Origin of the sequence: Shouchella oshimensis (assembly GCF_004375095.1) — a bacterium.
In the GTDB taxonomy this organism is placed as follows: domain Bacteria; phylum Bacillota; class Bacilli; order Bacillales; family Bacillaceae_D; genus Shouchella; species Shouchella oshimensis.
Window position 1 is genome coordinate 21831 of record NZ_SNUX01000005.1, and the last position, 19146, is coordinate 40976.

The 19146-nt window shown below is 37.9% G+C and carries 28 protein-coding genes; 4 read left to right on the forward strand and 24 right to left on the reverse strand.

All coding sequences use genetic code 11. The features are described 5' to 3' along the window. Positions 1–14 precede the first annotated feature (14 nt). The 10 genes from E2L03_RS19955 to terS form a co-directional block, all read right to left on the reverse strand. A complete protein-coding gene (locus E2L03_RS19955) occupies positions 15–482 on the reverse strand; it encodes a phage neck terminator protein (protein WP_134260286.1) in 468 nt (155 codons plus the stop codon). Positions 483–493: 11 nt separating this feature from the next. Next, complete coding sequence (locus tag E2L03_RS19960; RefSeq protein ID WP_134260288.1) at positions 494–841, reverse strand: hypothetical protein; 348 nt, start codon at positions 839–841, stop codon at positions 494–496. Then, positions 841–1374: a hypothetical protein gene (locus E2L03_RS19965; protein WP_134260290.1), complete on the reverse strand. Its 534-nt coding sequence runs from the start codon at positions 1372–1374 to the stop codon at positions 841–843. Before E2L03_RS19965 ends, E2L03_RS19960 begins: the two co-directional genes overlap by 1 nt. Further along, the gene (locus E2L03_RS19970) at positions 1374–1697 is read right to left on the reverse strand and encodes a head-tail connector protein (RefSeq protein ID WP_134260292.1); all 324 of its coding nucleotides are present in this window, start codon (positions 1695–1697) and stop codon (positions 1374–1376) included. The genes E2L03_RS19965 and E2L03_RS19970 overlap by 1 nt, the downstream gene beginning before the upstream one ends. Next, positions 1684–1956: a Rho termination factor N-terminal domain-containing protein gene (locus E2L03_RS19975; protein WP_134260294.1), complete on the reverse strand. Its 273-nt coding sequence runs from the start codon at positions 1954–1956 to the stop codon at positions 1684–1686. Before E2L03_RS19975 ends, E2L03_RS19970 begins: the two co-directional genes overlap by 14 nt. Before the next feature lie 15 nt (positions 1957–1971). Continuing rightward, positions 1972–2844, reverse strand: coding sequence for a phage major capsid protein (locus E2L03_RS19980; RefSeq protein WP_134260296.1), 873 nt, complete (start codon positions 2842–2844; stop codon positions 1972–1974). Positions 2845–2859: 15 nt separating this feature from the next. Continuing rightward, a complete protein-coding gene (locus tag E2L03_RS19985) occupies positions 2860–3567 on the reverse strand; it encodes a DUF4355 domain-containing protein (RefSeq protein WP_134260298.1) in 708 nt (235 codons plus the stop codon). 222 nt (positions 3568–3789) lie between these two features. Continuing rightward, entirely contained in the window at positions 3790–5196 is a 1407-nt protein-coding gene (locus E2L03_RS19990; RefSeq protein ID WP_134260300.1) for a phage portal protein, read from the reverse strand. Between the two features lie 15 nt (positions 5197–5211). Continuing rightward, on the reverse strand, positions 5212–6492 hold the full coding sequence (locus E2L03_RS19995; RefSeq protein WP_197196497.1) for a PBSX family phage terminase large subunit: 1281 nt from the start codon (positions 6490–6492) through the stop codon (positions 5212–5214). Then, a complete protein-coding gene (gene terS, locus E2L03_RS20000) occupies positions 6476–7228 on the reverse strand; it encodes a phage terminase small subunit (protein WP_134260302.1) in 753 nt (250 codons plus the stop codon). Before terS ends, E2L03_RS19995 begins: the two co-directional genes overlap by 17 nt. A gap of 602 nt (positions 7229–7830) precedes the next feature. On the opposite strand from terS, the gene E2L03_RS20640 reads away from it, so the two are divergent. Together E2L03_RS20640 and E2L03_RS20005 are read left to right on the forward strand one after the other, a co-directional pair. Further along, on the forward strand, positions 7831–8001 hold the full coding sequence (locus E2L03_RS20640) for a hypothetical protein (RefSeq protein ID WP_166740394.1): 171 nt from the start codon (positions 7831–7833) through the stop codon (positions 7999–8001). Positions 8002–8229: 228 nt separating this feature from the next. Continuing rightward, the gene (locus E2L03_RS20005; RefSeq protein WP_134260304.1) at positions 8230–8442 is read left to right on the forward strand and encodes a hypothetical protein; all 213 of its coding nucleotides are present in this window, start codon (positions 8230–8232) and stop codon (positions 8440–8442) included. Positions 8443–8873: 431 nt separating this feature from the next. On the opposite strand, the gene E2L03_RS20010 is transcribed toward E2L03_RS20005, so the two are convergent. The 14 genes from E2L03_RS20010 to E2L03_RS20075 all read right to left on the reverse strand — a co-directional run bounded on the left by E2L03_RS20010 (position 8874) and on the right by E2L03_RS20075 (position 17057). Then, positions 8874–9308 (reverse strand): DUF722 domain-containing protein, encoded by a 435-nt coding sequence (locus E2L03_RS20010; protein ID WP_134260306.1) that lies wholly within the window; start codon positions 9306–9308, stop codon positions 8874–8876. Positions 9309–9935: 627 nt separating this feature from the next. After that, a complete protein-coding gene (locus E2L03_RS20015; RefSeq protein ID WP_134260308.1) occupies positions 9936–10370 on the reverse strand; it encodes a DUF1064 domain-containing protein in 435 nt (144 codons plus the stop codon). After that, positions 10342–10476, reverse strand: coding sequence for a hypothetical protein (locus E2L03_RS20895; protein ID WP_276338680.1), 135 nt, complete (start codon positions 10474–10476; stop codon positions 10342–10344). The genes E2L03_RS20015 and E2L03_RS20895 overlap by 29 nt, the downstream gene beginning before the upstream one ends. A 172-nt stretch (positions 10477–10648) precedes the next feature. Beyond that, positions 10649–11077: a single-stranded DNA-binding protein gene (gene ssb / locus E2L03_RS20020; protein ID WP_134260310.1), complete on the reverse strand. Its 429-nt coding sequence runs from the start codon at positions 11075–11077 to the stop codon at positions 10649–10651. Between the two features lie 411 nt (positions 11078–11488). Further along, positions 11489–12172, reverse strand: coding sequence for a sigma-70 family RNA polymerase sigma factor (locus E2L03_RS20030; RefSeq protein ID WP_134260314.1), 684 nt, complete (start codon positions 12170–12172; stop codon positions 11489–11491). Then, positions 12169–12438: a hypothetical protein gene (locus E2L03_RS20035; protein WP_134260316.1), complete on the reverse strand. Its 270-nt coding sequence runs from the start codon at positions 12436–12438 to the stop codon at positions 12169–12171. Before E2L03_RS20035 ends, E2L03_RS20030 begins: the two co-directional genes overlap by 4 nt. Before the next feature lie 154 nt (positions 12439–12592). Then, on the reverse strand, positions 12593–13378 hold the full coding sequence (locus E2L03_RS20040; protein WP_166740395.1) for an ATP-binding protein: 786 nt from the start codon (positions 13376–13378) through the stop codon (positions 12593–12595). Beyond that, positions 13335–14084: an LvrA C-terminal domain-related protein gene (locus E2L03_RS20045; protein WP_134260320.1), complete on the reverse strand. Its 750-nt coding sequence runs from the start codon at positions 14082–14084 to the stop codon at positions 13335–13337. Before E2L03_RS20045 ends, E2L03_RS20040 begins: the two co-directional genes overlap by 44 nt. An 88-nt stretch (positions 14085–14172) precedes the next feature. Continuing rightward, positions 14173–14898: a Rha family transcriptional regulator gene (locus E2L03_RS20050; RefSeq protein ID WP_134260322.1), complete on the reverse strand. Its 726-nt coding sequence runs from the start codon at positions 14896–14898 to the stop codon at positions 14173–14175. A 169-nt stretch (positions 14899–15067) separates the two neighbouring features. Next, positions 15068–15400 carry a hypothetical protein gene (locus E2L03_RS20055; RefSeq protein WP_134260324.1) on the reverse strand — a complete coding sequence of 111 codons (333 nt, stop codon included), beginning with the start codon at positions 15398–15400 and terminating at the stop codon, positions 15068–15070. Positions 15401–15617: 217 nt separating this feature from the next. Continuing rightward, on the reverse strand, positions 15618–16271 hold the full coding sequence (locus tag E2L03_RS20060; protein ID WP_134260326.1) for an ERF family protein: 654 nt from the start codon (positions 16269–16271) through the stop codon (positions 15618–15620). Between the two features lie 15 nt (positions 16272–16286). Further along, positions 16287–16487 carry a hypothetical protein gene (locus E2L03_RS20065; protein ID WP_134260328.1) on the reverse strand — a complete coding sequence of 67 codons (201 nt, stop codon included), beginning with the start codon at positions 16485–16487 and terminating at the stop codon, positions 16287–16289. A 3-nt stretch (positions 16488–16490) separates the two neighbouring features. Continuing rightward, positions 16491–16823, reverse strand: coding sequence for a helix-turn-helix domain-containing protein (locus E2L03_RS20070; RefSeq protein WP_134260330.1), 333 nt, complete (start codon positions 16821–16823; stop codon positions 16491–16493). A gap of 12 nt (positions 16824–16835) precedes the next feature. After that, the gene (locus tag E2L03_RS20075) at positions 16836–17057 is read right to left on the reverse strand and encodes a helix-turn-helix domain-containing protein (RefSeq protein ID WP_134260332.1); all 222 of its coding nucleotides are present in this window, start codon (positions 17055–17057) and stop codon (positions 16836–16838) included. 148 nt (positions 17058–17205) lie between these two features. Between E2L03_RS20075 and E2L03_RS20080 the strand changes: the two genes are divergently transcribed. Further along, the gene (locus tag E2L03_RS20080; RefSeq protein WP_166740397.1) at positions 17206–17841 is read left to right on the forward strand and encodes a LexA family protein; all 636 of its coding nucleotides are present in this window, start codon (positions 17206–17208) and stop codon (positions 17839–17841) included. A gap of 14 nt (positions 17842–17855) precedes the next feature. Next, on the forward strand, positions 17856–19040 hold the full coding sequence (locus E2L03_RS20085; RefSeq protein ID WP_134260336.1) for a site-specific integrase: 1185 nt from the start codon (positions 17856–17858) through the stop codon (positions 19038–19040). Positions 19041–19146 lie beyond the last annotated feature (106 nt).

Consider the following 19146-nt stretch of genomic DNA (forward strand, 5'->3'; position numbering starts at 1 on the left):
CTACCTCCTGTAATTTAAGTTTCAATGTTCTCTATTGTTTCAAAATCACTAGCTGTCGTGTGTTGTATTGTTTCATAGGTTCTAAGCTTCACATCAAAGCCATGACGCCTTTCCATGGAAACAGTAAGAAATGTATCTCTATTTCCGAAACCATCATTACTTACCCATACTATTCCATGCTCTCTAAGAAACTGTTGTGCAGGCTGTGTTTTAAAGTATTGTGCGATTGCTTTGGATAACCCCATCGCTTCAAGTGCATCATTTTTAACATGGAAAAGAAGCGAAACAACGCACTCCCATTGCTCTGAAAACATCCCTTCGTGCTCAACGCCTCTATGAACAGCCAGATAGGGTGAGGTGATAGTGTATGAGACATACGGGTAATCAGGCTTGTCTCCTACAGTGCCTGATGGAACGACAAATAAGCCCGTTCGTTTATAAATGAGCTTGATGATAGCATTTATAATGTCTATGTGCTCCACTAGTGCACCTCCTATTTACTCTGACTACTATATTTTAGCGTGTATCTATAATAATCAGCGTATTCGCTCCAATCGGTTTCCTCTAAAACGGTGTACTTTTTATCCTTCACCATACATATATCACCTTTTTTGAGTTTAAAAAGACAAACCAACTGCCTATCCTCAGTTGTGAGCTTACCACCTGAATCGTATATCAAATTGCTTTTTAAGGGGATAACCATGCCCTCAGCTTGCTGTGATGGACCATCAAGACCAGGTACCCATCTACCACCGTTATGTTGGTCATGATAACCAGTTGACGGTAAGATCACCTTAAAAGATACGCTGTAACTATTAATTAATTCTTCTGTAATAATCATTACCTTTTCCTCGTTATGTTGTAGTCTATTGCCCGAACCATTCTACCAGTGTCAACAAGTGGGTTTGAAGAACCTTTTTGCTCGATTGTGCCTGAAGAGTTAGGGGGCTTATTCAAGTCAAGAGCATACTTGTGCATCTTCCCTTTCGCTTCTAGACCAATTTCATCAGCAAGTTTGTTAAAATTTACACCTCTATGAAACGCTTGAAGGAATAGGTTCTCTAACTTCTCGACAATTTCTTTTCCGTGCTCATTCCAACCACCACGGATAAAAGAGCGTTCAGGGATGTTAATATGTGTTGTCCCCTTTTTCAAGTGAATGCCTTGAGTGTGAAGGTAGTTGCGCATACTTTCTGTTACCTTAATAGATACACCATACTCATGAACCTCAGCCAAACTACCAATTGTTATGGCTGATCCTGAAGCTACTTTATTAGCATTCTCACCAAAAATACCTAGTTCTAGTGTAAGACCATTTCCTAGATTTTTTATGATATGTGGAATGTTGTTTTTGTCATTTATTGACACATCCATTAAAAAAACACCGCCTTAATGTATGGTTTTAAATCGAACTTAACAACATCATAATCACTAGATGAGAAATAAGATTCTGATACAGCACCAGAAATACTTATGGCTTGTACATTAGGCTTTTGTTCAGCTAACTTAACCAACTTCACCACAGCTCGTTTTACCCCTCCAGGAAGGGTAATGATTCCCTCAGAGTTTTTAAAGTCTTGATGACATTTCGTCTGAACATAATCAATTGCATCTTTTAAAGCATATCTATAAAAATCGTCTTTTGAATGTTCTTCTAAAGACTTATTCATTCGTCGCTTTAAATCATTCAGCTCCATCAGCATCACCGATCGCTTTTTCAAGCTGTTGTTTATTCATGGAAGAATAATTCGGGACACCTATTTCTCTCGCTTCTGCTTGGAGCGCTTTTAACGATTTTATAGCAAAGTTACCCTTTTTTACCTGTTCAACCTTTTTTACTTGGCTTGAATCACCAGAACATAACTGAATATGATCTTCCTTTAACCATCTCTCGGCCTGTTCCTCATCAACAAACCAGATCTTATTTGACTTAGTATTGCGAATCCAATTACTCAAACGTAAACACTCCTTTTATTGTTGACGTGAAGGACGCTTGGCACTTAAGACAGCTAATGCTTCAGGACGAATCACTTTTGCACCATACGTATGCAATCCTTTTAAAGCATCAGAAAAGCGATTTTCCGGTCGATATGCTTCTGTTTGATTAATCTGTTCAGCATATGACCAAGCAATTTTGTGACCAGCAATAATTTTTGAATTTGCTTCTACACCATCACTTGCTCCAATAGTAGGTACAGCATTTGATTTTAGAATATTAAAGCCTGCGCCAGAACCAATTTGACCATTCATTAAACGACTTTCAGAGTCTAGTGTTCCACCAGCAACAAACCGATCATCTTTAAGCATCATTCCTTCATACCAAGGCGGAACTACAACAAAACGCCCCTCTTGCGGCACATTATTTTCATCTAAAGCTACGCTAAGATCAACCAACATTTCATAGGCTTCTGCAGCTTGAGAAATTTCCCAAGGACTAGAATCAGAACCTATCGTAATTCCCGCATCAACATAGTGACTAGAGACAAATGTATCAGCTGCTCGAGCAAGCCCATAAGCAGCATTCTGCATCGCTTGTCCCATAATTTTTGGTGTTTGTTGCACTTTATCAATATCATCTACTTGGAAGTTAAAAAACTTTGATTCAGTGATTTTCAACAACCGTGTTTCATCATCTAATTCCTCCGGATCACCCATTGGCCCTTTTGTATAGTCACCAATTGTAACATTGCCAACCGTGTTAATTTTTACAGTATCACCTGCAGCTGTGATTTCACCTTGATAATCTCGATTAATGATATTTGGTTGCGCAAAAACTAATGTTGATTGAAGTGATTGCAATAATCTTGCGCTCCACACAGTCGGAATAAAATTTTGTAAAGACATTAATACGTTTCCTCCTTATTTTTGACTAAGTACCTGATTAACTTCTTCTGGATCAAGCTTCGCTACTTCCCTAGTCGTCATTTGTTTTAATTTTCCTATCGTTAACTTATCCCCTGCTGCTGTTGTATCTTTTGGACTTCGTGCTGCCCCTTTTAAACGTTCGTTTACTTGCGCTTCTACACGAGTTTCAATGACATCATATAATTTCATTAATGCTGCTTTTGTTTCATCTTCCGTTTTTCCAAGAAAATGCTCTACGATATCACCTGATATACCATAATTACCAGCTTCTTTTAGCGCGTAATTAAGCATTTTTTCATGCTTCTTTTCCTTGTCCATGTTATCAAGCTGTTCTTGTAGGGCTCGCATCTTCTTTTGATCTTCTGTTTCAGGTGGATAACGTTTAGCGATCTCTTCATCTAGTTTTTTTGGAAGAGTCTTAGATTCGTAGGTCTTTATTGCGTCCGTCACACGACCATCAGCAAACGATTGAAGCCACGCTTTACCTGATTCTTGCCCATTTAAAAAAGCTTGTACCGCATCCAGTGTGAGCGCTGGTTGTTCATTTCCACCTGCTCCCCCTACTTGCTGTCCTCCACTTCTTCCAGTGCTTGGCTCTATTTCCAAATTGCCACCCTGACTAGCTGGTAAAGCACCTTCATCAGAAAAATATTGAATGTTCATCGGTAAGCGTAATTTTACTGTTTTAGCTTCATTATTCATTTTTTCCTCCTAGCCCTAGTTAGTTGCATAAACGCCCCTAACAAGTTCATGGTATTCTCGTCTTTTAAAGACTTCCGACAGGTCAAATAAAAAACACTCTAATGAGTGTTTTTTATTTATTGAACGCTAGTTTCATTGGCAAGTAAGTTCAACAGTTTTTTTCAAGCATTTCAAAGCTTAGAGCCCCACGGGTAAAGTCTCGATCAGTTTACCTCTTTACTCTTATGAAAGTTGAATTCCTTCATTAGATTCACCATAAGCTGCACCAGTCTTACTTAAATGAACTCGACCATTATATAAATCAGTTGCCTCTTTTTCCATGCGGTCTAATTCAAATTGAACATCATCAATATAAGGAATTTGTTCAAGCATCGTTTTAGTGGAATGAGCACCCTTTGTCTTATTCATGTAATCAGCGATATAAATTAGGTCAATAGGTACACTTCTTTTAAACGTCCAATAGAAGTCAAGATGATTGGCACCAAGCTTCTTTTTAATGTCCCACGCACTACAAATAACTTTAAACTGATAGCGAAAGGCTTTACTCATTTTTCGGATCTTAATACCCGCCTTATCTTCAAGGGATTTTAGTTTCCACTTTCGACTTTCGCCGCTCTGTGATCCACCAGAAAACTTTTCATCAGACATATCAACAGAATGAGAGAACTTATGAATGTCCTCTTTTAAATCCTGTTTGGCATTTCGAATAAAAGTATCATTTATTTGCTTTGTAATGAATTGCGCTTCACTATCACCGTTTCCTTGTATGCCACCAGTTTGACGTAGCTTTTCCATGAATTCCTTATCTATATTCATGTTTTTGAAGAACATATATGCGTTCGCAAATGTCTCAAGTTCATTTACGGTATCAGATTGCATCTTGTCGTAAGCGTCTATTAGGCACTCCACCTTTTCAAAGTCACCGCGTTCCTCTTCATTATTTTTAAAAAGGATTAAAGGCATGCTATCAAAATTATGCGCTCCACTTACTTCTTCTGGGTCTAACACAAAATGATTATCGTTATTGCCTCTAAAGTACGTAACGTTCGTTTCATCATACAATTCTGCATACGTAATCTTTTCACCATTTGAATCTTTCTCTACCATATATCGTAACGAATGAGTAATTTTCCCTCTCCACTGAACAAATAGACATTCCCATGAAGGAATATTAATCAAGCGTATTTTTACGTCATCTTCTGAATTATTTGCATTGTAGTACGCTAATCGACCAGCGTAACCTGTTATAGAAGACATTTTTGCATTCTCCATGTCTAAATCATCCATAGCGTTTAACGTAATAAAGTCGCTCAACTCTTTATTAATATCTATTGCCTTTTTGTCGTCAATTTCTTCGCGCCGGTCATCATACTGATAAGAGATGGGATTACCAAAAAGATAGCCTATAACTTGACTGATAATATAGCCACGATAGTCGTGTGGTAGACGATTATTTGCTTTTCCTTCTGGCTTCTGTCTAGACAAAATCTCTACATTCTCTTGGTCCCATCGCTTATGCAAACCCATCAACACTTGACGTGCTGGACTGTGTTTTTCAACAAGATGTTGCACAGCATCTTCTGGCTTTATATTCTTCATGTTATATACAATAGTTGATCGAACTGCCAAAGGTTTCACTCCTTCCTAATAAATAGATGGAACAGCTTTCGCATCGGTTTGACCGAATAAAATAGTGTTCACAAAATAACGATCAGCATCTAAGTGGTGATCGTTCTCTTTAATCGGTTTCTCTTTCCCTTTATCGCTCGCTTTTTTGTCCCAAGAATAAGAAGAGAATTCGCGAAACGTTTCTTTGCAACAATCGTTATATAGAATGAGCTTTCTTGTTAGTGCATTTGCTACATTTCCAATCCCTTCTGCTACATCGTTTTTACCTAGAATTACGTATAATCCACGGTTCCTTATCTCAGCAATAAAACTAGCTGCTGAAGGATCCACAATTACACCGTTGACTTTACGATTGCCTATAAATTTAATGAGGTCATCAGCATATTGTACATCGGTCTTCTGTTTAAATGCTGTACGTCCTTCGTGGTGATACTCTTTGATTTTGTACCATACACCAGTTGATTTACCCCATAAGCCAAATACTGTTGGGTTTTGTGTACCACGGTCAATGGAAACATAGTATTCACTATACCAACGCTTTTTTGTCGGTACCGAATGGGTTACCTCACTGAACATATCGTATATGACACCCTCTGCCAATACCCATAATCCTAATATGTATCGCTGGTAAAATACACCAGAATACATTCGCCTGTAACGCTCTTTAATTGGCTCAGATAACGAAAGATTATCATCCATCGTAAAGTGCAAGTGCAATAGATTATTTTTGTCCAATTCATCTAATACTTTACGCTTGAACCAATGATGTGGTCCCGCTGGGTTGCAGTTATACCACATCTTTGAACCTTCGATGGAGCAACGAGCGGTTGCCTGGTTAACGAATGATTCGGGCATTAGTACCACTTCATCAAAAAACATACCTGCCAACGTAATACCTTGGATTAGGTCTTGACTACTTTCATCCTTACCACCAAAGATATAAAAGTAGTTCGTCTTGCCTCTGAATGATATGGACAAATAGTTTTCTGCACGATGATCCTTAACGTGGTACTTTCTCGACTTGAGCATACGCTTTAAAGGCGTTATTACGTTCCTTCTAAGCGCTCCTATAGTCTTACCGGACATGCCTAGGTTTTCCTCGTTAAACGTCTCCATAGCCCAAATAATGTAAGAGAGAGACATCACGACCGTTTTGCCAGCTCGGACAGACCCATCGCATATAATGCCATCGTTATCTTTGAAAGGCGAAGCATCTTGCCACCACATTAATACCTTGAGTTGCTTTGTACTGAATGGCTTAAATTCGAATAGCGCAGGCTTATACTTTTTCATCATTCCACACCTGCTCACTTGCACTCTTTATCGCATTAATAAAGCCATCGTCTTCGTACTTTTCGTGCTCATTGGAAAGGAGATTCACTTCGGCTTTCGTCTTGCTAACATTCAATTGCATTTGCTCAAGCTTCAAAAGTCGCTCATCGTTTTCATGAGCCATTTTTGTAAATTGCTTTATCAAATTTCTATATTCAGCCATTGCACGCGTTTGCGCTTTTATATAAGATTCATACTGTTCATGTGCATACATAACTTTAAAGGATGTTGATGAACCACCCTCACTTTCAGAAACTGTCGACTCTTCAATCAAAGTGTCATTCCGACTCTCAACCCACATAATTTTCTGCAATTGAATGATTGCAGAAAAAGTAATCTCTATTTGGATCCACAATTGATCTGATATAGTAAACCCTTCAAAATCCTGCATGATTTCTCTTTGTGATTCGTTAAAATACTTTGATCTCAAGCCGTGTTTCCTAGCTGCCTCGTTCCGTTTGGTAAATTGATTCATTGGGTTCCGGTTTCCACTAGGTTTCTTCTTAGGTGCATTCTTTTTAGTAACGCTCTCTTTTCCATCAGTAACGTTACCATTGCTCCCCCATCTGTCCTGACTCTTCCATTTGCGTATTTGAGAAGGAGAACAATCTAGCTCCTCTGCAATCTCTTTAAGCGGCTTTCCAGTCGCTTTCCATATTTCATACGCCTCTTCTCTTCTAGGATCTCTCTGTCTTGCCATCTACATACACCCCTACCCCCTTATCTAATTTATCTAAAAAGCTAAAGCCACCTAATTAGCATCTTGTTAAACTTGATTTACATACCTCCGACCATGAAAGGAGGTGAAAACTCGCATAACAATGCTAGAGTTACCGGTTACAACCAAATCAAAGTGAGAAGCTTTAAAATCTCTTCGCAGACTTGCAGAGTTAGTAACGGTTAAACGTCAATTAAAAGGCAACAGCTCACAAGTGATACCCAACGAGAATTAGCCCAAATTGGTAGTATGGAAAAATTTGAGTCAACTAAAGAGACCACAGTTACTAGAGTCAAGAGTTGGGTTAATACACTCTATCCAAAAATAGATAAAACCTTGGATTTATTATTTTTTCATCAAGATATTTTAGTAACATACAAAAAGAGAACCGCCTCGTAAGGTAGTCCTCTTTTTATATGTTTATTCTTCAAATGAAGTACTGTTTTAAAATAAAACATCTTAGCTTCATCATTAACAGAATCATTACTTCCACTTGAATCATTTTATTTTATTTAAACGTTCATCTTTTTGTAGACAACATCTACAAAATGTGTTATAATTAAATTAGAAAGGAGGGAGGAAATGTGATAGAAAAGCTGTTAGACACATTAGCAAATTTCCCACTTGGAACCATCACAGGGATTTCCTTAATCGTCCATATAGTAATTGCCATCGACAAACACCGAATGGAACGAAAAAAGGAACGCTCCAGCAAGCGCCCCCTTGATAACCAAGAAGAAGAGGCGAAGGGTTAAACCCTTCCTTCTCATCACCTTATGTCTGATAGTATATCACATTGTAGCCGAAAATATGAAAACCAGCACACTATTTTTAATTGACGCCTTAGTGTTTTTAGTTTTAGGCGTTATCTTAATCATTGCCCTTACTACTGACACACCAATAGTGACTTATTTCATCGCAGGATATCTTATTGTGCGAGCAGCGGTAACTTTAGTTTATAATTTGAATAAGGAGCGCTGATAATGAAGCTCATTTCTTTACCTATATTCTCTAATGCCGATTTAGCTAGGCGTTGGAATGTCACCTCTAAGGTAGTCCATGCTTGGTCTAAAAGACATGAAGATTTCCCGACACCTTCAACATATGTAGATAACGGAAAAACGCCTATATATACGTTACAAGACATTTTAGATTATGAAGAAGGACGGAAGTTACTGGAAAGATATGGTGAATAAGCACCTCTTTTTAGGGGTGCTCTTTTTTATAAAAATTCTATGGTCATTCTTTAGCAGATAAAGTTTGTCCACAAATACGTAAGCAAGACCGCCGGGGTGAGGAGCCATCTTACTTACGGTTTGTGATAATATAATTAACGTATTGGGTATTCTCCCACAATTACATATTATTATGTTTTCAAGCTTTAAAACTGCAATTTTACTGCAGACTTTTTTCTTTTTAGTACTAAAAGAACTTTACATATCATTCATACGTCTATTTGATAGCGCTTCGGTTGTCATGCAGCATACCATTTATAACCTCTTAATACTTCAGACCAGATAATAAGGTGCATGAAAACATACCTCACTTAATAAATTTACCTTGTATTTACGAAACTTCAATTAGAATAATCGTAAAAGAACAACAAAAGTCTGCGATTAACACAGACTCACAACCACCCTATTTTCTCTCCAATCGCTTCAACTATTTTACGCTTATAATTATGCACCGTTCGCTCGCTCACATCCGTTTCCATTGCAATCATCACAGGAGAAGCGTTGTTCCTCCCGCTCCAATACCTCATACGTACAAAGTCCTTTTGCTTGTCGTTTAAATCGCTATATACAGACTCAATGGCTTCTGTAATCTCTTCAAGATTTCTTAGGCGCTTATCTGCTGTTAGTCTTGTAGCCATTCGCTCAGTGGGTCTAGAGATTGCTCTTACACTGTTAACTCCTCCCCCCTGATTCTCGTCCACTTCCTCGAGGTAGGGATGCAGCAGTTCCACTCGTCTCTTTTTAATCTCTTTAACAGTATTAGGATACTGATATAACTCTGCCTCTATATGCTTAAACGTTGCTTTTTGCAATTTTACCGATTCCAAAAAATCGCCCCTCTACCGTCTTTATTTCATTTACTTTCATGGTGTAACACCCTAGTTTCTTGAAATAATAATGCTATGATGGTATTGCCTCTAGAAAATCGTGGTGCTCTCGTTTTCTCACGGCTACAAAACAATTCGTAAGTATTTTTATTTTTCCACAAAGTAAAGGTATCTACTTTCTACTATGCTGACTTACTTTAATTCCAACCTTCTATGGTAATGGCTTTTAACATATCCTTTAAACTGGTCGGGGCTCTTTCATACTACCAGCTATGTCTTTCCAAGTAAGAAACTCACCTTCGTATTCTGCCGCTATCTTGAGTTGTCCTCCTTTAGCGATCCTTGAAAGGTATTGTCGTTCTGCGCTTGTTCCTATGCTTTCATTTCTACCCGCACTTATCTCTTTGTATTCTTGCCCCTGTGCGATTTCTGCCATGCCCTCATGGTATTTTTGTATAGATTTTTAAAATGACCCGATATACGACAAGCATGACGCTCTGCTTGCGAATATAAGTATTCTAAATCGCTATTTCGAATGGTGCTAGTTCGTTATTCGCTCATCCAGTTTCTTAATAGAGTTGATTGACTTTTCATGTGCAATGAAGAGGTATTTTAATTCCTTTTCATTCATTTTCTTACCCATCCCTTTTTATTGTTCTTTTGCCAAACAACCAACTCAAAACCCATTACATTCTCAAACATCTTCTTCACAAGAGGAAAGCGTTCATTTGCATATCCTTTTACGTCAATGACTTCTTCTTTTCCATCTTTATAAGTCACTTTGAAATCTGCTGTGTATTTCCATGGCTGGCGCATCCGCTTGCCTGTGCTACTACACAAAGTGCACTTGTTCATTCTAAGTGTCTTTTGGTTCTCAACCTTTCCTTTACCCTCACATCGGTGACAAGGTACTGAGAAGGCACTCAGAAGCGTGTATTGCGGTTGTAATTCAATATCTAATACGTTCTCATCCGCCCTTAGTAGGAGATAGAATTCACCTTCTGCCTTAGAGTCAAATTCATTTCCGTAATAGCTAGTCTTTCTGCTTTTTATCTTTGCCATCGCGCCGCTCCTCTCTTCCAATTAGAGCAAGAGCAATGGAACAATATACAATCACTGCTACTAGTAAAATAAATGAGCTAATAAATATCTTTGGTAAATGGATCACACTTCTTGCTCCTCTCCGCATCCCTTACAGGTTTTTGTCCACTCGCTTCTCGCTACTCTCAGCTTGAATCTTCCATCACCACATTCACAACGTCCGTGCCTCATTTTGACCTCCGGTTCAGGAGCAGGACCCTCTCTTTGCTCCCTTACTGCATCATTCCATCGCTTTTTGCTCAAAAGGGAAGGTCAAATTTCTGAATATCAATGCTACTGTCGTTACTAAAAGGGTCGTTTTCATAGTTACCGCTATTGTTATTCGTGTTATTGCCTCCATCTTGCCTATTTCGCGGCTCTAGGAACTGCACCGACTCTGCTACTACCTCAGTCACAAAAACACGCTTGCCCTCGTTGTTGTCGTAGCTACGCGTCTGTACTCTGCCATCTACACCTGTTAGGCTTCCTTTCTCTAAAAAATTAGCGACGTTTTCAGCTGGCTTCCTCCAAACCACACAATTTATGAAATCTGCTTCTTGCTCGCCATTTCCGTTTTTAAATGGGCGATTTACCGCAATGGTAAAGTTTGCTACCGCTCTTCCGTCCCCCAAAAATTTAAGCTCAGGATCGCGTGTTAGGCGCCCCACCAAAACTACTCTATTTAGCATCTATACTCGCTCCTTTATAATTAACAGCGCTTTTTGCTCATCGTCTGCCATCTCGTCATGTCCATCTGTAAGTACTTTGACCGCCACTCTTCCATTAGCCTGACGCGCCAATCTAGCTACTATGCATATGCCTTTATATATGTCCGCTGTGTTGTCACCATTATGTTTTATTCTTAACACTTAGCACTCTCCTTGTTGTGGTTTAATAAATCCTCGCTATCCAATGTATTAATACGGTCCGTACATAAACTCCAATTCGCATCACCAATACTTAAACCTCTTCTGACTCAATTCAGCTTGGATTTGCATACTGCAGTCGGTACTAGTAGTAAGCTGTTGGTAAATACGCCTCGTTCACTTCAACTGCTCCTTGGCTTCACATAGCGAATGAGATTGATAGGTTCTGCATCGTTACACCTCTGCGTATTCTTGCCATGTTTTAGCTATTTTTTTTCGTAATATGCGACTTATCTGTATTTGAGACAATCCGAATATTGCTCCGATCTCACTTTGTTTCATATCACCCATATAGAGCTTTAATATCTCTAAGTCTCTTGGCTTTAGCTTTGAAAAGAAGTCTTCAACGATCATATCAGTATCATCTTCAATACTTGGCGCAAGCACTTCCATTAACTCTTGATCCTGATAGAAATCGGATCCTATTTTCTTGTTTCCAGGTACTATGATTTGTTTGATACAGTTCAACGCTTGTTCAATAGTGTAGGCTGTTTCACCAGTGGCATTTTTGAGTTCATCCATATTCATACATTCAAAATTATTTATCTTCTTAATCTTCTGTATGCAATCTTTAACGGTAACTGGCACATGCACATATTGATTCGAGTCCCTAAACGCACGTAAGATCTCAAATTCCGCATTCTTATATACATGTGCCTCAAATGGAGTGCCTTTGGCTTCATCAAAATTTTTATAAGCTCTTACGAATCCTATAGCTCCGATGTTGTAGATATCCTCGTATTCATATCCATGAAACTTAGCAAGCCCTGATCGTTTGTTTACCGCTTTAGCAACATTTGCTTCATATTTAGCAAAGGCTTGATCTATATCGAACCATTTTCCTTGAATTTGTCTCATTGAAAAAACGCTCGCTCTCTCACTTTTAACTCGCCTCGATCAACTAAGTCTGCCGCTAGCACCAATACCTCTTCCCAACGTCGATCAAAGAAGTTAGCTATGAACATTAACCCTTTTTCCGCTTTCCAAAGTCGCTTAAATTCTGCTTTCTCCCAGCTGGTCCAGATATAGTTGAACTGGATACCAGCTACATAAGCGCCCTCTTTTAAGCTAATCTTTTGTTCAGCCCACGTTTTATTAAGCATGTGCGATTCGTTCTTGTTCACAAAGCCTCGCCTCCAATTCTTCTAGTTGTTTGACGCGTCTTGGTCGTGTCACATTCAAATAATGCTGATACCGACATTCTGATTCCTTGCACGTGCAGGGGATTAGTAACCATCCCCCAGGTATGTTTTTACCTAATGGACATTTACACATGGTTTATGCCTCCTTGAATTTTCGTAGTCTATAATCTTCGCCCGTTAGTTTGATAGGGTGAACACCTTCCATGGCCCTTGAATAATTTCTAGGTCCTAAATGTTCCTGTAATTCTTGATTATCTAGGTTTGTTGTGAAAATCGTGTGCTTTCCGATCCTCGCGTCAATTATTTCAAATAGCTTCGTTACACTCCACGGAATATTACCGTTTGGATCACGCTTAGTCTGTTCTGCCCCTAAATCATCTAGGACAAGACAATCAACTGCTTCAAGTGCTGAAAGTATTTCTTCTTCTGTTGTTTCTGATTGCTTGTCCCATGTACTCTTTATCTTCGTGAGCAACTTCGGAACGCTGATGAAAATGGATGTTATGTTTTTCTCGGCCAACTCTTTAACCGCCGCAGCCGCTAGGTGGCTCTTTCCTAAACCGTAGTCGCCTCTTAGCATCAAAGGAACCGGGTTGTCTGTCGAGAAGTTCTCCACATAGCGTTTAACGATTGCTTTCGCTTTCTCTTGACTTTCATTGTTTGGTTCATAGTTTTCAAAAGTTGCTTGTTTTAAACGGTCATTTATGATGCTTTCTTTGTTGAAGATTCGTAAGGCTTTCATGCGCTCTTTCCGCTCTAACGCTTCGCGTGCCTCAATGCCAATTTGTTCATCTTCTTTTTTGATTAACGAGCAGTATCCACATTGTTCTTGGTTATTTATGATTAACAGGTAGCGAGAACACTCGTTACAACGCTTATCAGAAGTTTGGGGTAAATTCCTTATCGAAGTTGTACCCTTCATACTCAGGGTTTCCGCTAGACTTAACATCCTCGCTACCTCCTTTGTATTCTTTAAAACATTCGTTATGAAGGAACGTTTTAGCGTGTTTAATGTACTCTGGTTCTGTTTTCTTCCTCTTAATATCTCTACAGTAGCCGTTTAATCCGAACATAATATCTGTTGGAGAATATTTCTTTGTCACTTCTCTCCACTTTTGATAGGCCATTTTCTTATCTACTTTTCTAGGATAACTCGACCAGAAGTGTTCAAAATCATCAGAGTAAGATTTAAGAGCAAGTTTCTGCTCGGTCTTATCTTTTAGTTCTTTATTACTTAATTCTTTATTACTCAGTTCTTTATTACTTAGTAGTAGTGGATTTTCCACCAATGGTTTATCCACCAATGGTTCTTCCACTGGTGTTTTTCCCACCTCTGGTTGTGGTATTTCATAAACGATTGTTTCCCAAGTGAGTTTACCGTTTTCGTCGTTCTTTCTTACTCGCTTTAAATAACCTTGATCACTTAACTCTTTTAAAGCCGTTTTAACTGTATCCACTCCATCTTTTGCATGTTTAGACAATTCTTCTCTATAGAAACGCCAATCGTCCGGCATTGAAAGCATATACGCGTGTAGACCTTTTGCTTTCCAACTTAACTTTTCATCATGTAAAGCTTTCTTATCCATGACAACATAGTTTGTATTTTTATTAACGCGATAAATTCCCACAGTGTTGTCCCCCCTAATTTAATTGCTGGTATAAATCTGTACTGCTAGTAATTACCTATTACATTTTTTCTGAATAGAGCGTCTTCTTTTAATCGTTATTCTCACAACGCTTTTTTGCTTTCATTTCAAGCCACTTGTTTCTAGGCTGCCAATCATTGAGATAATTAATAGCCTTTTGCAAGTCAGATTGTCTAATATCACGATAACTAGCAACATGGAATGCTTCTTTCAAATCCTTCCATGCATTCGCATGAAGCATCTTTTTAGTTAGTGTTGGTTGTAAGTGAGGATTCAGTTTCCAAAACTTCTCTACGCGAGTATTTTTCATCCTAAGTAGCACTTGTTGTTGCCCGTAGTCGAGAGTCATTTTCTTGTTCACCACCAATTTAAGCTCGTCCACATCTTTTCTTACTGCAGTTACTTCTTTAGAAGTTTCTAATGTTAACTGCATGGATGCTATTAACTGTTCTTTATCGCTCAATACTCTTGGCTCTAATAACTTTCTCTCCATTTCGTTAAACTTAGAAATGAATTTAACTTTGTACTTCATAGCTTCTATAGTCACATAAGCCATCGTCACTAATGAAAATGCTTCTTTAGTCAATAAAATCTTATCGTACCGCTTACCTCGATTAAGATAACTTGACGGCTGAAAGTTTAGCTGCGAAAATTCTGACTCACCAGCCTCCAATAGCTTAGTTAATTGATTTTTTATATGTGCTAAAACGTTTTTATGACTCTTACTAAACATCTCAGCAATGGTTAAGCTGTCCGTTAAAGTTCTACCGTTTTCAATAAATACTAATTCTTTCACTTGCTCACTCCTCCAAATTTGTGCTTCTATTCTTACTCCTCTTTACGTTTGGTAGAGACTATAAGAGTGTACTTTGATTGCTGTATTACCTTTTGCCAGCAACCAATCGCTGATTAAAACACAACTCCTTTTGAAAAGTAGAGAATGGACTTGATTAATAAAATCTGAATTAGCTTTCTTCAGAAGAAATAATTTCTTCCAAATCCTTTATTAAGTCTCTATGCAGACAAAGACTCTCGTCACGAGTTTGTAAGCTTCTTATAGTCTGCTTAATAACCTCATTCCGTTGTTTTATTTTTAAGTACAATCCATACATGTAATGAACTTGATCAACATTTTCCTGCATAGCGTGCTGTAGCAAATCTTTCTCCGTCCAATTGTCTGGATTAAAAGGCAACGGGTATTTCTCCGCACCTTTACGAATTTGTTCCTGTTGAACGGATTGCCAGATCTGATGCGCCTCTTTATAAAATATATGTTCCATGTGTTGTTTAAGATCCAAGGGTTTATCCTCCATTTTCTCTAAAATAGTACGAGACTGTCGTTTAATTACGTTCATATAATTATTAAAATACCCACCACATTATTACGTGGCACAACACTTCTGGTATGGATTCTACTTATTCAAATAGCCTGCTTATATGTATGTTTAGTTCGTCCGATTGCTTTAAAAAAAAGTGTGTTAACAAGGGACAAGGAAGCTTCGTTGTAGAAAGAAATTATTTATGCACCTGTAAATACTCAATGGCTTTGCTCGCATCATGTGAAGTGAATTGATCAAGTGACTTTTGAACTTCTATTCGTTTTTGTAGTGTTTTCCACACAATTTCTGAAGTTGTTCCATTCTTCTTTTGTTTTTCGACTAATAGTTTTTTTAAGTAGTTTTTTTGCTTTTGAGAAGCTAGACCATTATTAAAACTAGAGGATCCTTTAATACGTTTCGTGTTCTCGCCACTATCTGGATCATCAGAATCAGTAGGTACACCGAAGAACTTAAGTAAGAAATACCTTTCAGAATAAGTTAATCCGCTGCCAAATGCTTTTGATATATCGTCTTGCTGACCTAACAATTGCCAAGGTATCTCCAATGTTTGCTGGGGCTCAGACGCATTAATCCATACATAACGCATTGATGCTGTAACGATGAAATCGGTCTTATCCTTTCCTCCTGAAGTCGTATAGTCATAAGTTGAATGACTTTGATCGTTTACTTGGGGCATTAAAATAACTTCCAATTCATCCATTTTTTCTTTAATTGCGGTCAATAATTGCTCGCCTTTTACATAGGTATAACCATGGCTACTACCATCTTTTTTTAATGATGCAATTGATTTCCTAATTTCCACTAATTTCTGATGTAAGTTCTTTTCCATGTTTTGGTCTCCTAATTAAAATTTAGTAACAAGTAAATCCCCTTGTATGCTAAGCGTTTTAAAACCATGCTTGTAAAGTTCTAAAGCTATAACACTTTTTAAGCTTTCAAAGTCACGGAAAAACGAGCGATCAATGAGAGTGTGTGATAATCCGCTTTCATAGTTCTCTTGTACAAGAGCTATGCAGCGCATTTTAATTTCTGCAGTTAATTCCATATTTTAGCCCTGCTTTCTCTTTTGCAAGTTTCTTCTCCTCATAAAATCCGGAATTGTCTTTTGTACTGTATTTCTCTTTATCCACTCCATAACTTCTACATGTGGATACAAAACTCTGTTTCCAATATGAACTTTAGGAAAGTCAGGCTTGCTAACTATGTGTGAGTCAACAGATTGAACACTCACACAAAAAAGTTCAGCTAAATCATTTCTTGTATACATTACTTTAGTTTGCGTATTGAGAACATCCGACAACGTTTCCCTTACCACTTTCTCCACAACGCTTTTAATTTCACTATTCATTACCTCTGAATCAATCTTAAAACTGACGTCCATTTTTTGACCTCCTTATACTACTTTTTCTACTTCTTTAGCTTTGAATTTCACTGATTCAAACAACTTTTCAGCAGGAACATTGAACAAATTAGCTAATTTATTAATTGTGACTAAATCAGCAGTTTGAGTGCCTGTTTCTATTTCGTAATATTTAGTAGACGAAATACCGATTTTCTGAGATGCTATCTTTATCGTGAAACCATTTTGCAATCTGAGAATTTTTAATACGCTCATTTCAAGTTCACACCTAATTTTTCGACTTATTCGAACCTATAATTCTATAATAATTCATAAAACGCGAACAGTCAACGCTTTTCACGAACTTTTTCCGGTTTCTTTCAAAAAAGTTCACTTTATGAGAAAATATAACGGGGTGATAGTTATGTACGATAAAGAAACTTTTGCACAAAATCTGAGACATTATATGAAGAAAAATAACGTGAAGTCGTCCGATTTAGCAGAGTACTTAAATGTAGCGAAATCGACAGTATCGGGTTATACAAAGCTTGAGGATAGTAGGCAACCTGATTTCGAAAAGCTTTTTAAGATCTCTGAATTGCTGAACGTGTCAATTAGTAAACTACTCGGTCAAGAAACAAACGATGAACTCAACACAGAAGAAAAACAACCATCTTTGGTTGAAATCCCGATACTCGGAACCGTAAGAGCCGGTTATAACTTGTTAGCGGATGAAAATATCGTTGGTTATGATTATGCGAGAAAATCAAACATAGGTGATGGTCAATACTTTTACTTAACTATTGAAGGCAGCTCAATGATCGATGCGGGACTAACTCCTGGTACTAGAATTTTGGTTCGTAAACAAGATTATGTAACAGACGGAAGTATTGCCGTAGTTCTTATTAATGGCGAAGAAGCAACCGTCAAGAGAGTTTTCTTTGATAATGACAAAATTATTTTAACGCCAGAAAACAGAAGTCTAAGACCCACATTCCATAATCCAGAAGACATAAATTTTTTAGGGAAAGTTATTAGTTATACGGCAACATTAGATTAAAAGGGGTGAATTACATGGCTTCTTTTCGAAAAAGAGGACAAACTTGGACCTATCAAGTTCTATATAAAAACCCTGTAACCGGAGAACGTGAGTATATTACTAAGGGTGGTTTCAAGAAGAAAAGTGATTGTAAGGAAGCTGCGGCCGAAGTCGAGAAAAAAATCAATAATAATTCATATGCAAAAGAGCGCAAGGTCACCTTTCAAGAATTTGCTTTAGAATGGTTTGAAGAATATGAGAAGCAATCAAATAAACCGAGTACCGCAAGAGCTAGATTTTATGATATTAGGCACTTCATAAATGCTTTTGGAGCAGTTGAGTTGTCTAAGATATCTGCACGGCATTATCAAGACGTTTTATATCAACTTAGGGATCAGGGTTTTGCTCACAACACAATCTCCGGTATCAACGGCGCTGGAAAAATGGTGTTCAAACGAGCAATGGCGCAAAATATATTGCAAAGCGATCCTACCCAATACGTTAAATTGCCTAGGGTTAAGAAAACAATTGAAGAATTGGAATCAGAAAAAGAAGTAGTTAAGTATCTCGAAAAAGATCAATTATCTACTTTTCTTCATGTTGCAGAAGAACAAGGCGTGGATATAGATTATTTTGTGTTCCTGCTGAAAGCATACAGCGGAATGAGGGTCGGAGAATTACTTGCATTAAAATGGACTGACATAGATTTTACAAACGGCGAGATCAATATTACAAAAACCTATTATAATCCGCAGAACCGGATAAAGGAATTTGAATTGCTAACACCTAAGAATTCTTCAAAACGAACAATCCAAATTGATGAGTTTGTTTTAGGGGAACTTAAAACGCTTAAGAAGATGATGAATGAGTACAAGCTTAGAAAAGGTAAAGAGTATAACGATCAAGGGTTTATATTTGTAGACACGAATAGAACTCCCGGTTACCCAATGATTATTAAAACTGTCGGCCGTAGAATGAAACGAATTTTAAAATTAGCACAGTTAGACGAATCACTCACTCCTCATTCCCTAAGACATACCCATACCTCTTTATTAGCTGAGGCTGGTGTTTCTCTTGAAGAGATCATGGAACGATTAGGACATAAGAATGATTCAGTCACAAGAGACGTTTATCTACACGTAACAAAATCACGCAAAAAAGAAGCTGCTGTAAAGTTCAGCAACCTCATGGATAGTGTAAGAAATAAAAATTCGGGTTAGAAAGTATGTCAAAAGTATGTCATATCATACAATTAACTATACCAACTAACCCGAAACGCTTAAAGCATTAAGGGGTTAGAGAGGCATGTTACATCATGCCGCCCAT

What these genes read in the sequence shown, in the direction of transcription:
- E2L03_RS20005 (WP_134260304.1), top strand. Translation starts at nt 8,230, where the DNA reads ATGAAGCTCATTTCTTTACCTATATTCTCTAATGCCGATTTAGCTAGG.
- E2L03_RS20070 (WP_134260330.1), bottom strand. Translation starts at nt 16,823, where the DNA reads ATGGACGTCAGTTTTAAGATTGATTCAGAGGTAATGAATAGTGAAATT.
- E2L03_RS20065 (WP_134260328.1), bottom strand. Translation starts at nt 16,487, where the DNA reads ATGGAATTAACTGCAGAAATTAAAATGCGCTGCATAGCTCTTGTACAA.
- E2L03_RS19970 (WP_134260292.1), bottom strand. Translation starts at nt 1,697, where the DNA reads ATGGAGCTGAATGATTTAAAGCGACGAATGAATAAGTCTTTAGAAGAA.
- E2L03_RS19965 (WP_134260290.1), bottom strand. Translation starts at nt 1,374, where the DNA reads ATGGATGTGTCAATAAATGACAAAAACAACATTCCACATATCATAAAA.
- E2L03_RS20060 (WP_134260326.1), bottom strand. Translation starts at nt 16,271, where the DNA reads ATGGAAAAGAACTTACATCAGAAATTAGTGGAAATTAGGAAATCAATT.
- E2L03_RS20080 (WP_166740397.1), top strand. Translation starts at nt 17,206, where the DNA reads ATGTACGATAAAGAAACTTTTGCACAAAATCTGAGACATTATATGAAG.
- E2L03_RS19960 (WP_134260288.1), bottom strand. Translation starts at nt 841, where the DNA reads ATGATTATTACAGAAGAATTAATTAATAGTTACAGCGTATCTTTTAAG.
- terS (WP_134260302.1), bottom strand. Translation starts at nt 7,228, where the DNA reads ATGGCAAGACAGAGAGATCCTAGAAGAGAAGAGGCGTATGAAATATGG.
- E2L03_RS20085 (WP_134260336.1), top strand. Translation starts at nt 17,856, where the DNA reads ATGGCTTCTTTTCGAAAAAGAGGACAAACTTGGACCTATCAAGTTCTA.
- E2L03_RS19980 (WP_134260296.1), bottom strand. Translation starts at nt 2,844, where the DNA reads ATGTCTTTACAAAATTTTATTCCGACTGTGTGGAGCGCAAGATTATTG.
- E2L03_RS20030 (WP_134260314.1), bottom strand. Translation starts at nt 12,172, where the DNA reads ATGAGACAAATTCAAGGAAAATGGTTCGATATAGATCAAGCCTTTGCT.
- E2L03_RS19985 (WP_134260298.1), bottom strand. Translation starts at nt 3,567, where the DNA reads ATGAATAATGAAGCTAAAACAGTAAAATTACGCTTACCGATGAACATT.
- E2L03_RS20040 (WP_166740395.1), bottom strand. Translation starts at nt 13,378, where the DNA reads ATGAAGGGTACAACTTCGATAAGGAATTTACCCCAAACTTCTGATAAG.
- ssb (WP_134260310.1), bottom strand. Translation starts at nt 11,077, where the DNA reads ATGCTAAATAGAGTAGTTTTGGTGGGGCGCCTAACACGCGATCCTGAG.
- E2L03_RS19995 (WP_197196497.1), bottom strand. Translation starts at nt 6,492, where the DNA reads ATGATGAAAAAGTATAAGCCTGCGCTATTCGAATTTAAGCCATTCAGT.
- E2L03_RS20075 (WP_134260332.1), bottom strand. Translation starts at nt 17,057, where the DNA reads ATGAGCGTATTAAAAATTCTCAGATTGCAAAATGGTTTCACGATAAAG.
- E2L03_RS20015 (WP_134260308.1), bottom strand. Translation starts at nt 10,370, where the DNA reads ATGGCAAAGATAAAAAGCAGAAAGACTAGCTATTACGGAAATGAATTT.